We start from the raw sequence: 12,950 nt of genomic DNA, 5'->3' as shown, positions 1-12,950 counted from the left end.
ATTGCAATACACCAGTAACAGGACCAGTTTTGAAAACTGACCTCTACCTTAACCTATTCCAAGCGTCCTTGCATTCGCTCTAACCACACTTTTTTTGATTGCGGCTTCACAAAGAGTGCCACAATTTCAGGATGTTTTTGTTTAATTTTTACTTCAATTCGATTAACACACGCTTCTATCTCATCGGTAGTAAGGTGATCTTCAAATTCTACACTCAACGAGGCCAAAACCTGTTTGGCACCCATTTGCTCGGTCAGTAAACCATTGGCCGACAGTACGCCTTCATCGTCTTGGGCAATTTTTAAGATATTTTGCCGTACATGCAGGTCTGCGGTCTCACCAAGCAGCAAACCTTTGGTTTCTCGTGCCAGTAAAAAAGCGGACACCGCCAGAACCAGCCCAATTAGAATGGATGCCACCCCATCCAGTGCAGGCATATTTAAACGATGTGCCAAATAAATACCCAGAAAGGCAATCAACAGACCAATTAATGCAGCAGAGTCTTCAAACAGAACGGTAAATGTGGTGGGGTCTTTACTACGACGAAAAGCTTCAAAATAACCTTGTTGGCCTTTCGCCTTACGAAACACTTTCAGAGCAAAACACCATGAAATACCTTCACTTACAAATGCAAAGCCAAGTACAACATAATTGATGGTCGAGTTTAAAATGGGTTCAGGATGCAAAATGTGCATGATCCCATTGTACATAGACACCAATGCCCCTAAGGCAAAAACCATGAGAGATACAATGAAGGCCCAAAAATACAGCTCTCGCCCATAGCCAAAAGGATGATTAAAATTGGCAGGTTTATTCGACTTCTTCAGTCCATATAACAGTAAAATTTCGTTTAAGGTATCCACAACAGAGTGAATGGCTTCACTCAACATGGCCGAGCTATTGGTCAGATAAGCCGCAATAAACTTTACCAGCGCAATGGCTAAATTCCCCAACAGCGCGGCATAGACCACCAGTTTATTTGAATCTGCCATATCGATTTTTAGCCCATATGTTCAATTAAATTAAATTAAATTATATTTATGTTTTTATCATATCCAATTTCAGCAAAACGCAATTGTATTTTTATGTAGTTCACCTCCCTTGATTTTCAGGTGATTGATATGGACTATTTTTAGTATTTAATTAATACCTTTTAACAATTATTAAACCTGTTATTTCATATACGAAAATCTCAAAAATCAACCCAAGATCATTTATTTTCTAAATAATTGAATCATCTTCACGGCATCATTGTTTATCGATTATACTTTACTGCAGTCATGGTAAGACATTTTTTGGATTAGTCAGTGGGTTATTTATATGGAACTTAGACACCTTCGCTATTTCATTACTGTTGCTGAAGAACTGAACTTTAGTAAAGCAGCACTGAAACTTTATACCGCCCAACCCTCATTAAGTCAGCAAATCAAAGACCTTGAAGAAGATGTCGGTGTACAGTTATTGTATCGAACCAAGCGAAAAGTTGAACTCACGGAAGAAGGCGCTGTTTTCCTAGAACAAGCGCGTCTCACCCTCGCTCAGGCAGACAAAGCGGTCGCTATGGCACGCCAAGTTTCACAGGCCAAACAGCAGATGCTCCGCATTGGTTTTGTCCCTGTTGCAGAAATGAAAATCTTTCCTTATGTGCTGCCCAATTTAAGAGTACAAAACCCAGAATTAAAAATTGAGTTGTTCAGTATGAACAATACTGAGCAACTACGTTTGCTGAAAAAAGGTGAATTGGACATTAGCTTTACACGAAATAATGTTCATAGTGATGAAATCGAAAGCCAGTTTGTACTGCGTGAACCACTCATTTTCCTGTTGCCAAAAGATCATCCTTTGGCCCAATACGAGCGAATTCCGGTTAAAGCATTAGATGGCATTGATTTTATTATTCCCGCAGCCGAGCAGTCAGAGACTTTACACCAGACCATTTTAGAATTTGCCAAAGCTCATAATGTCGAATTCAACATTGTGCAAAAAGCGGACAACATTCTATTCAATATCAATGCGATTGGCTTGGGGCTCGGCTGTACAATTTTACCTGGTTATGTTGCGCCACTTAGCATGAACAACACGGTAATTCGTCCACTTGAGGTTGAGCTGCCGTATTTGGATCTGTATGTGAACTATCGTAAAAATAACAGCTCACTGGCAGTGACTAAATTTATAGAATTACTGACTCGGGTATTTTATTTGGATATTAACCGCGAATAAATCCGCAGTGGGTTCTAATTATTCATCTCATTCGGCGCGTCACTATTTTCTGAATAAATAGCTATGCGCCTTGCTTATAGAGCAATACTCTACATGACAGTATATTTTCACCCTTTTGTTTTTCAGCGATGTCGATACCATCTCGCTTTTTCCTTTTGTATTCTTTTTAGACTAGGATAGGCTAAGAAAAACAGGCTGTTGTCAGGTTTCCTACAACTGAAGTCCAAACACAGACTGGTACTGAAGTAGATCTTGCGACTTTAGAGCTGCACAAAAAAAATAAAACGAAGAAGGAGAAAATTATGCCAATGCCCACTTTGCAGCGTTTAAAAACAGCAATGAAATTTCGCCCCTTCTTTTTCATTAGTTTTTTGCTGACTGCTGTTTTTTATACGCTGCTGAATACATTTACCGACTGGTCTTGGTCGACCAATTTATTGATCAGTTGGAATATTGCCGTCTCAAGTTATTTAGTCAAAACCATGACCACCCTGTGGTCTGTTGACCATCGGCACATTCTGCAACATGCACAGCAGCAAGATGCCAGCAAATGGATCATTCTACTGTTGGTGATCATGACTTTGCTCATGTGCTTAATTGCGATTGTATTAGAGTTGACTCATCTTCCGAATGACCCAACCATCAAATATGGGCACTTGGCGCTGTCCTTACTCACCATTATTAGCGCATGGTTCTTTATGCATACCGTATTTGCCATTCATTATGCGCATGATTATTATCTGGCTCTCGCAGACCAACAAGATGCAGGCTTAGACTTTCCCAAAACGGCTCAACCGACCTATCCCGACTTTTTATATTTTAGTTATGTGATTGGCACTTCTGCGCAAACCGCGGATGTTTCCATTACCTCACGTTCGATGCGTATTCTCAATATTCTGCACATTATTTTAGCTTATGGTTTTAACACCTCTATTCTCGCCATTAGCATCAATGTCGCGGCGGGTTTTATCACGCTTTAAACGTTTTATTTTTTCATTTTTTGGTCATCCTCGCAAATGACAAATATCCAATATAAAGACGATGATTGAAGTCCTTTCGACGATAACATCACAAAAAAAAGCTCCCAATGAAAGAGCTTTTTCAAATCACAAACCCAACAATTAAATCAACCGCTCATCAGCCTTAAAACATACTGAAGACAAAAGCTTTGAAGATGATCGACCCAAAACAGGCAGGCTCACTCTGACCATCATCCACAGGCCATATGTTTAGATCACTCAAGTTAAATCACTTGTTTAAGGTCAACATATTGTAATAAATGCTGCTGCAAGCTCAGCACATCATCCGCGATGGCCAAAGGTTGATATTGTCTGAGCGTTTCAGCTGTATGCACCCCATAACTCACCCCGATTCTCGGCATGGCAATATTACGCGCCATTTCTAGATCATAACTGGTATCACCGACCATAATCGCGCGTTCAGCAGACACACCCGCTTCAGTTAAAATCTCTTCCAACATTAAAGGATGCGGTTTAGATTTAGTCTCACTGGCAGCACGCGTTGTCACAAATAGTGTTTGGCTCTGTGTTTGAGCCAATACTCGATCTAAGCCTTTACGACTTTTACCTGTCGCCACCGCCAACTGTAAACCCGCTTCACGTAAGCCATTCAACATATCGGCTACGCCGTCGAACCAGACATCACCTTTCGAGTTCGCCACATAATGCTCGGCATAGCATTGCAAAATTTCAGTATGTAGCTCAGGCACTTGAGGAAATAATCGCTGCGCGACCTCTGGCAAACCTAAACCAATAATACTTTTTGCTGCATCAGCAGTTAAAGGCTGTGCAAATTGCTGCGCGGCAAACAATAAACTCGCCACAATCTGCCCCACAGAATCAAATAAAGTCCCATCCCAATCAAAGATAATCAGTTCTACAGGTTTGTTCATGCTGGGGTTCCAATATTTACTTTTATGAAGACAATTTACACGATGCATTTGCTACACGATGGCGAAAAGGATTCGCCGTTGAGCTGACTTGCACTTCGCTTTAAATCAGTGCTTAAAGCGCGTTCAAGACGTTCCATCAGCTCAACAAAAGATTTTTGTTACTTTGCATCTTTAAAATTAAAGATGACCAATACAGCATCCTTTTAAATTAATCACAACCAACAAAAGTCATGGCTTTATCACCTCTTCTAAAATGAAAGGGAAAAGACTTAGTCCTTCTTCTGAGCTCTTAACTGCGCCACAATACTCTGCATATCTTCAGGCAAAGGCGCTTCAATCGGCGCATAACCTGGGATGTCTAAACGCATTGCGTGTAGACATAAACGACGCGGTTTCGGTCCTTTATATTCTGTTTCATGACCATACTTATCATCACCTACCAATGGATGACCAATGCTTAAACCATGCACACGAATTTGATGGGTACGCCCTGAAAGCGGTGATGCATAAACTAAGGTTGCATGCATAAAACGTTCAGCCACATTCCACTGCGTTTTAGACTCTTTACCTTCACTTGACACACGCACACGACGTTCACCATTGGCCAGTTCATAACGGTGTAAAGGCGCATCAATTAACTGCTTGTCTAAACTCACCACACCTTTGACTACAGCGGCGTAAGTTTTCTTAATTTTGTGTTCACGTAGCATGTCTTGTAAGCTTTTTAACACACTACGCTTTTTAGAAATCATCACCAAACCTGAGGTATCACGGTCAATACGATGAATCAGTTCTAAGTATTTCTTACCTGTCGCGGCACGTAAGCCTTCAATCAGACCATAAGCCACACCACTGCCGCCATGTACGGCAATGCCAGATGGCTTATTGACAACCATCAAGCCCTCATCTTCATACACCGCACGGCTGAGTAAACTCTGTGCTACTTTGTCAGAAACAGGCGCCGCATTTTCATCTTTTTGTTCATAGCGAATCGGGGCCACACGAATCTGGTCACCAATAGACAACTTAGTTTCTGCTTTTATACGCTTTTTATTCACGCGAACCTGACCTTCACGAATCAGGCGATAAATACGACTTTTAGGCACACCTTTTAAACGGCTAAATAAAAAGTTATCAATCCGTTGCCCTGCTTGATGCTCGTCCACTTCAAACCACGTCACGTTTTGCCATTGTTGGGTAGAATTCATACAGTTACTGCGACCTAAAAAATACGGAATTTGAATAAAAAATGACCATTTAGGCTATGCTTTACACAAGAAAGACTAGCTTAGCCCATAGGCAGATGGTACAAGGTTTGATATAGTCAGCGCACGGATACCACCATAAGTGAGTCAAAAGCTTAATCATTTCAATTTTAAATTGAATACTTAAGAAAATAACTCAACTCAGCTTGGAACGGTCCCAAAAGAATTATGCCGACGCCGAAGGCTTATTATATCGGCAAAACAGCAAACTGTTAGGTTTAATTGTGCATCTGCACATAAATCAGTTTGCCCCAAAAAAATATGTGACCAACGAAGGTTGGTTTTTAAACGTAAACTGATATACATCAGATTAGTCGCTCCCTGATGTCGTATTCAGGCCACAGCGTTGATGCATATGGATCTGTTCAGTTGTAAAGGTACGATGATAATTCCGTATCAAGACACCCTATCCAAAAAGAAGGGTTGCTCTTCGAGCAAATGTGACAGTGAAAGTTACTTACATCCAATGCACCGCTTGTCCGCCAGTGAAACGCGCAGGAGACTTTAATCGTTTAAAGATTGAAGCCGTATTGCCATCATCAATATGTGAATCAAAACCGAAGCCGATCAAAAAGGCAGGTAATAAAACTCAGACCACAATCGGTTTATTTGAGATCTGAGCAAAATTGGTCCGTGATGTTTGATGTTCGCTACGTGTTTAGCGATAGTTTGCTGTGTATCACTATTAGGTGTTACACCCATGAAACGTATGTTGATTAATGCAACACATGCAGAAGAGATTCGCGTTGCACTTGTCACTGGGCAGCGTCTTTACGATTTTGACTTAGAGAATCGTACCCGTGAACAAAAAAAATCCAATATCTATAAAGGTCACGTGACTCGCGTTGAGCCTTCTTTAGAAGCCGTCTTTGTTGAATATGGTGCGGGACGTCAAGGCTTCTTGTCTATGCGCGAAATCGCAAATTCATATTACCAAGCAGACCCTCGCCAAACTTCAAACATTCGCGAATTGATTACTGAAGGCACAGAGCTTTTGGTTCAAGTTGAAAAAGAAGAACGTGGTAACAAAGGCGCTGCCCTTTCTACCTTTATTTCGCTAGCTGGTCGCTATTTGGTGTTGATGCCAAATAACCCGAAAGGTGGTGGTATTAGCCGTCAAATTTCAGGTTCAGTACGTGAAGAATTGAAAGAAATGTTGGCGTCGTTAAATGTACCTCGTGGCATGAGCGTAATTGTACGTACTGCGGGTATTGGCCGTTCTCAAGAAGAGTTACAACTTGACCTACAGCACTTACTTGATCTTTGGGCTCAAATCCAAAACACAGCAAGTTCTGGTCCATCACCAATGTTGGTTCACCAAGAAGCAGGCGTGGTGACGCGTGCGATTCGTGATTATTTACGTGATGATGTTGCTGAAATCTTAATTGATTCAGAGCAAGCCTATAACGAAGCGTATAACTTCGTAAAAGCAGTCATGCCTCGTCAAATCGACAAGCTAAAAACTTATACGCTAAATGAACCGTTATTTGCTCATTTTGGTATTGAAAGCCAAATTCAAACGGCTTATGAACGTGAAGTTAAACTTCCTTCAGGCGGTTCAATTGTTATTGACCAAACCGAAGCATTAGTGTCTATCGACATTAACTCTGCAAAATCAACCCGTGGTAGTGACGTTGAAGATACAGCGCTCAATACCAACCTTGAAGCAGCGGAAGAAATTGCACGTCAACTGCGTTTACGTGACATTGGTGGTTTGGTTGTAATCGACTTTATCGACATGACCAAAGACCGCAACCAACGTATGGTTGAGGCGAAACTTCGCGAAGCAACACAAAGCGATCGTGCCCGTATCCAATTCGGTCAATTGTCTCGTTTTGGCTTGATGGAAATGAGCCGTCAACGTCTACGCCCTTCGCTTGAAGAAGCAACAGGTTATGTCTGCCCGCGCTGTCATGGCACAGGTATGGTTCGTGACTTGCGTTCATTATCGCTTTCAATCATGCGTAAAGTAGAAGAAATTGCGCTGCGTGAACGTCATGGGGAAGTTCAAGTACAGGTTCCAGTTGAAATTGCAGCATTCTTATTGAATGAAAAGCGTCACACATTGGTTTACCTCGAACAAACCTCAGGTGTTCGTGTGACTGTGCTTCCGCACCCACACTTAGAAACACCGCATTACGAAATTTCGTATAACCCTGAAGGCTTTGCACCAACCAGCTATGAACGTACAGAAGCAACACGTTCAAGCGAAAAAGAGTTGGGTTACGAGTCATCAGAATGGCATTTAGATGGCGCAGATCATGTGCATCAACATGCCGCTCCTGCGCCTGCACAACAAGAAAAAGGCAACAAAAAACCACGCAACAACGCGCCACAACAACAAGTCGCTCAACAAGCCCCTGCCCAAACTGCACCTTCAAGCAGCCCATGTGCATGGTTAGAGAACTTGTTTGTACAAAAACAAGCTGCGACTGTCGATCAATCACGTTCTGCAAATAATGCTGCTGCTGCCATTGAGCAAATGGTAAATGGCGGTGCAGTGAGCCGTGGTCAGTTTGGTCAAGTTGGCACGCCTGCTGCGGCACCTATCGCGCCAAACAACAATGTCTACATGAACTCTGCACCTGTTCATGCAAAATCTGAACACCGTGAAGAGAAGCATGTAGAGAAAGAAGAACGTGGTACACGCCACAACAAAAAGCGCCCTAATAAGCACAAAGAGTCACGTGAGCAAAATGCGCAACATGACAACCAAATTCATGAAGAAATTGTGCAGGTCTCTCGTCAAGATCAACAGCGTCAAGATCGTTATGAACAACGTCCTGAACGCAATGAACCACAACGCCAAGAGCGTCATGAACAGCGTTCTGAGCGCAGTGAACAACAACGTCAAGACCGCTCAGAGCGCAGTGAACAGCAACGTCAGGAACCGCGTGAAAACAAGCGTTCATCACGTCGCCAACACGGTGAGCAACAGCAAAACACTGATGTTCAAAACGAACAGCAAAATGCAATGCCACGTCGTGACCGCCGCAACCAACCTCGTCCAGAGCGCCCAAATCGCCATCGCGACCCAAGTGTACTGAATGAGCAAGCGACTGAAGCAGTGCCAGCTGTGGTTCAAGAACCTCAAGTTAAAGTTGAGTTGATTGAAGCACCGCGTCAAGAAATGATCACAACAGCCCATGTGGTCAATGTCGATCAAGCGCAAAGTGAAATCGTGGCATTAACTCCGCCTGCACACACTGCAACCGAAACCAAGCCTCAGCAAGCGGCTGTTGCGAAAGCAGAAGTTGAAGTAAAAGCTGAGAAAGTGGTACAGGAGAAAGCAACTGAAGTTGTAGCAGCACCTGCTGAACAAGAAGCAGAGCAAAAACCACGTGAAAGCGTAAAACGTGCCAGCAATGACCCACGCCAACGCCGTCGCCAACAACGCGCTTCACACACACAGCAAACTGAAACACCTAAACTCACACCTTCACAGGTGCCAACTTTAGGTCAATACACCATCAGCAGCTTGATTCGCCATGTCTATGGTGAAGACTGTTCAGTGCTGATTGAGCAGTTTGGTTTAATTCCAACCTTCAACCGTGCCCTTCAGAAATTTACTGAAGAGTATGCAGCAACGTTAAGCAAAACTGTGACAACGCCTGCTGTTGAGGCAGAGAAAAAACCGGTCACCCGTGATGTTGAAATCACAAAAGCTCAGCCTGAAGCAGAGCCAGTTCCAGTCTTGGATCTGACACCACCTGCACCTGTGTCTGAACAACGTGTTGCAAATGACCCGCGTGAGCGTCGTCGTTTAGCTAAACTGGCTGCTGAACAAGCCAAACAAGCACGCGAAACAGCACCTGTTGCTGAATCGTCAGCGCCTGAAACAGCGATTGTTGCGGAAACGCCTGCAGCTGTAACTCCACAGGAAAGCGAACCTGTTCTTGCAACAGAAAGCGAAGCACCCGTTGCCGTTGAAAGCAGTGACGTGAAAAGCTTGGCTGATGTAGCTGTGGTTGAAGAAGAAGTGGAAGTCGTTGTTGCTCCAGTTCAAACCAAAGCACCTAGAGCATCAAAGCAAGCTGAAAAAGTAGAAGCCACTGAAACTGTAGCGGAAACAGCTGCGGACGAGTCAGATAAATCAGACTCGGACAAGCCAGTTCGCCCACGTCGTCCACGTGGTCGTCCACCGAAAAAAGCGAGCCCGACTGAGTCGTAATTCGCCCTAGAGTTGTCAATTTAAAAAACCTAGTCATGTCAGTGGCTAGGTTTTTTTGTTATTTTCGTCAGATTAGGTTGATTGCACTAGACCGAAACGATTAAAAGAACAAGTGTAGAAACTGAGCACTATTCAAACGCATTGGATTGCATAAAATAATTAGGATTCATATGAGCCAACACCCATCACATGACCTCATTGGTATTACTGACGTTGCAGCAAAACTTCCTCAATTCATCAGTAAAGTTCCCAACTTACTCAGTGGATTAAAGCAAGCATATTTACGTACCCCAAACACCCCAGCAGGCCTCGGGATTGCTTTTGAAAAAGCAGTGAAGCGCAACCCTCACGGTATGGCCTTGCTTTTTGAAGATCAAAAATTTAGCTACCAAGCCCTCAACGAATGGGCAAACCAAATCGGGCATTATTTTTTATCCATCGGGGCAAAAAAGGGTGATGTCATCACAGTGATGATTGAAAACCGTCCTGAATTGGTTGCAACCGTGATTGCACTTGCCAAAATTGGCGTTACTGCGGCTTTAGTCAACACCTCTCAAGTCGGTAAAGTGCTGGCGCATAGTATTAATCTGGTCAAACCCATTGCAGTCATCGTGGGTGAAGAATGTCGTGCCGCAGTTGATGAAATCCGCCATGATCTAAATCTCACTGCGGATCGTTTCTATTGGTTTGCCGACCAAGAAACCCAAAAAGATGCAGGCCTTGCACCACAAGGTTTTAGTAATCTTGCTGAAAAAATTGATGCCTTTGCCAAGTTCAACACCCCAACCACACACAGTGTGCTGGGTAGAGATGGCTTGTTTTATATTTATACCTCAGGCACAACCGGTTTGCCTAAAGCCGTTATTTTCACGCATAGCCGCTGGACGTTGGCTTATGGCACCTACGGGCACGTACTCAACCTCGGTAAAGACGATGTGATGTATGTCACCCTGCCGCTGTACCATGCAACAGGCATTGTGGTGTGTTGGTGTGGCGTGATTGCGGGTGCGGGCACCTTGGCTTTGCGCCGTAAATACTCCACCTCTGCTTTTTGGAAAGATGTACAAAAGTTCGATGCCTCAGCCATTGGCTATGTCGGTGAGTTATGTCGCTACCTCATGGATGCATCACCTTCAGATTTAGAAAAAGGCCACCGTGTCACCAAAATGATCGGCAATGGCATGCGTCCGAATATTTGGGACAAATTCAAACAGCGGTTTGGTATTGAAGAAATTTTAGAGCTTTATGCATCGAGTGAAGGCAATGTCGGCTTTAGCAATGTATTCAACTTTGACAACACTGTCGGCTTTTCACCTACGCCTTATGCCATTATCCAGTTTGATAAAGAAAAAAATGCACCTGTTTATGATGCCAAAGGTGGCTGTATCAAGGTCAAAAAAGGCGAAGTTGGTTTATTAATCGGTAAAATTACCCGCCGCTCCCCTTTTGATGGATATACAGACCCTGAAAAAAATAAATCGGTGATTCTTAAAGATGTCTTCAAATCCGGCGATGCTTATTTCAACACAGGGGACTTAGTCCGCGACATTGGTTTCCGTCATGCCCAATTCGTCGACCGCTTAGGCGATACCTTCCGCTGGAAAGGCGAAAATGTGTCCACGACTGAAGTTGAAAACATGGTTAGTGAATATGACAAAATCACCGAAGCTGTAGTGTATGGTGTTGAAATTCCAAACACCAATGGTCGTGCGGGAATGGCTGCGATTACACTGGCAGACGGCGCTGAACTGAATGAGCAGGATTTAGCCCAAATGCTCGTGAGCTTTAAAAAATGTCTGCCTGCCTATGCTGTACCCGTTTTCTTACGCGTACAAAAGCAAGTTGAAACTACGGGAACGTTTAAATACCAAAAGAACAAGCTCAAAGAACAAGCCTTTGACCCGAAAAAAACGGATGAACGCTTGCTGGTCCTGTTACCCAACAGCAGTGCCTATGCAGATTTAACGCAACAAGTCTTTGATAACATTCAAGCCTATCAATATCGCTTCTAAACTCGAATTGCTTGTTTTTTAGCTACCTAATCGCAAATTTGTTGTATTTATAATCAAACATCAACAAGTTTGCGATTTTTTACTTGCGCTCGATGCATATCTTGCTACAATACGCTCCATCAAATGATATGGGTCGTTAGCTCAGCTGGTAGAGCAGCGGACTTTTAATCCGTTGGTCCCGCGTTCGAATCGCGGACGACCCACCATTCCTTTGATACCCTTGATGGGTCGTTAGCTCAGCTGGTAGAGCAGCGGACTTTTAATCCGTTGGTCCCGCGTTCGAATCGCGGACGACCCACCATCTTTCTTGTAAAATCTAATTTTACAAACCTGCTCAGGTTCGAATGCTTTAAAAATTTCTTTTTTAAACTTTCAGCGAATACTCTTTCGCACACCTTGCTCAGGGTCGTTAGCTCAGCTGGTAGAGCAGCGGACTTTTAATCCGTTGGTCCCGCGTTCGAATCGCGGACGACCCACCATTTATTTAAATCCTCTTTAATTGCATTGATATGACATTTATTTAGCGACACACTATTTAAGTCATAAAATTCGCACGCTGTTCATTTCCTCACTATTTTTATTCTTCAGTCTTATTCTGTTGCTTTGCCCAATTCCATTTTAACTATGAATTAGGCTCACGCTTTAATGTATACGCACGCTCTAATTTCGGAAAACCTCGTGCATACAATTTTTGGTTAGTGGCATCTAGATTATTACTTTTATCTAAATCCATTTGCAGCGTTTGCGAATCCACCACGCGATAATAAAAATTAATCCCCTCTTTACGATGTACGATCAACTCTGTTCGCTCTTTATTCATGGTCCATGTATCACGGCGATAACTTAAGTTTGAAAAGCCAGGGCGTTGTTTTTCTGAAAAGACCTTACCTAAGCGTACAATACTACGATGCACTGTACCATCAGGTAAAAAATTGAGAATAAAATCAGCCTTCCCCGTTTCACAAGGGAAAAAATAACCATCACATTGAATTTGTGTGCGATAACGCCCAATGAACTGCTGTTCACCAATATCCAGCGTACGAGGTGCATACTCCGAATCATCTTGCATGGTTGCCCGTCCCGCCACCTCAGTCAGCTTCTTCCCCGACTCAGGTGGAACAGCCGCGTCCTCTACCGTGCTATTTTCATGTTGTTGTGACGCCTCCGACAGCCCACCATCACAGCCAGCTAACGATACACCGATTAGCGCCACCGCTCCTTGCAGTAATGCGCCAATCAAACCCTGATGTCTTCGCTTCAACTTCATTCCACACTCACTTCCTGCACGTGATTAATCTCCATAACCATCACGAATATTCCATCCTGACCCCTGGTTTTTTCTCGGATTCAAATGACTTGCTGACTTTAAG

At 43.4% G+C, this 12,950-nt stretch carries 8 protein-coding genes and 3 tRNA genes; 7 read left to right on the top strand and 4 right to left on the bottom strand.

Annotation, left to right across the window (positions count from 1 at the left end; genetic code table 11):
• Nucleotides 1-53: 53 nt before the first annotated feature.
• Nucleotides 54-992, bottom strand: a complete 939-nt coding sequence (locus tag MN200_RS02265) for a cation diffusion facilitator family transporter (RefSeq protein ID WP_058868858.1) — start codon at nucleotides 990-992, stop codon at nucleotides 54-56.
• 328 nt (nucleotides 993-1,320) lie between these two features.
• On the opposite strand from MN200_RS02265, the gene hcaR reads away from it, so the two are divergent.
• Entirely contained in the window at nucleotides 1,321-2,220 is a 900-nt protein-coding gene (hcaR, locus tag MN200_RS02260; protein WP_058868857.1) for a DNA-binding transcriptional regulator HcaR, read from the top strand.
• Nucleotides 2,221-2,522: 302 nt separating this feature from the next.
• Complete coding sequence (locus MN200_RS02255; RefSeq protein ID WP_114392485.1) at nucleotides 2,523-3,200, top strand: DUF1345 domain-containing protein; 678 nt, start codon at nucleotides 2,523-2,525, stop codon at nucleotides 3,198-3,200.
• A gap of 263 nt (nucleotides 3,201-3,463) precedes the next feature.
• Here the strand turns inward: MN200_RS02255 and MN200_RS02250 are convergent, their stop codons facing one another.
• Together MN200_RS02250 and MN200_RS02245 are read right to left on the bottom strand one after the other, a co-directional pair.
• On the bottom strand, nucleotides 3,464-4,132 hold the full coding sequence (locus MN200_RS02250; RefSeq protein ID WP_114392487.1) for an HAD-IA family hydrolase: 669 nt from the start codon (nucleotides 4,130-4,132) through the stop codon (nucleotides 3,464-3,466).
• 269 nt (nucleotides 4,133-4,401) lie between these two features.
• On the bottom strand, nucleotides 4,402-5,340 hold the full coding sequence (locus MN200_RS02245) for an RluA family pseudouridine synthase (protein WP_058868854.1): 939 nt from the start codon (nucleotides 5,338-5,340) through the stop codon (nucleotides 4,402-4,404).
• A gap of 757 nt (nucleotides 5,341-6,097) precedes the next feature.
• Between MN200_RS02245 and MN200_RS02240 the strand changes: the two genes are divergently transcribed.
• From MN200_RS02240 to MN200_RS02220, 5 genes are all read left to right on the top strand, one after another.
• Nucleotides 6,098-9,568, top strand: a complete 3,471-nt coding sequence (locus MN200_RS02240) for an Rne/Rng family ribonuclease (RefSeq protein WP_114392491.1) — start codon at nucleotides 6,098-6,100, stop codon at nucleotides 9,566-9,568.
• 170 nt (nucleotides 9,569-9,738) lie between these two features.
• Nucleotides 9,739-11,580 carry a long-chain-acyl-CoA synthetase gene (locus MN200_RS02235; RefSeq protein ID WP_058868852.1) on the top strand — a complete coding sequence of 614 codons (1,842 nt, stop codon included), beginning with the start codon at nucleotides 9,739-9,741 and terminating at the stop codon, nucleotides 11,578-11,580.
• 130 nt (nucleotides 11,581-11,710) lie between these two features.
• Nucleotides 11,711-11,786 (top strand) — tRNA-Lys (locus MN200_RS02230).
• A 19-nt stretch (nucleotides 11,787-11,805) separates the two neighbouring features.
• Nucleotides 11,806-11,881, top strand: a tRNA-Lys gene (locus tag MN200_RS02225).
• 102 nt (nucleotides 11,882-11,983) lie between these two features.
• A tRNA-Lys gene (locus MN200_RS02220) sits at nucleotides 11,984-12,059 on the top strand.
• A 143-nt stretch (nucleotides 12,060-12,202) separates the two neighbouring features.
• Here MN200_RS02220 and MN200_RS02215 read toward each other — a convergent pair.
• Complete coding sequence (locus MN200_RS02215) at nucleotides 12,203-12,847, bottom strand: hypothetical protein (protein WP_242760014.1); 645 nt, start codon at nucleotides 12,845-12,847, stop codon at nucleotides 12,203-12,205.
• Nucleotides 12,848-12,950 lie beyond the last annotated feature (103 nt).

The sequence above is a fragment of the Acinetobacter sp. LUNF3 genome, from assembly GCF_022699605.1.
GTDB classification, from domain to species: Bacteria; Pseudomonadota; Gammaproteobacteria; order Pseudomonadales; family Moraxellaceae; genus Acinetobacter; species Acinetobacter johnsonii.
The sequence above is the reverse complement of the archived record's forward strand: the minus strand, read 5'-3'. Positions and strand labels throughout refer to the sequence as shown.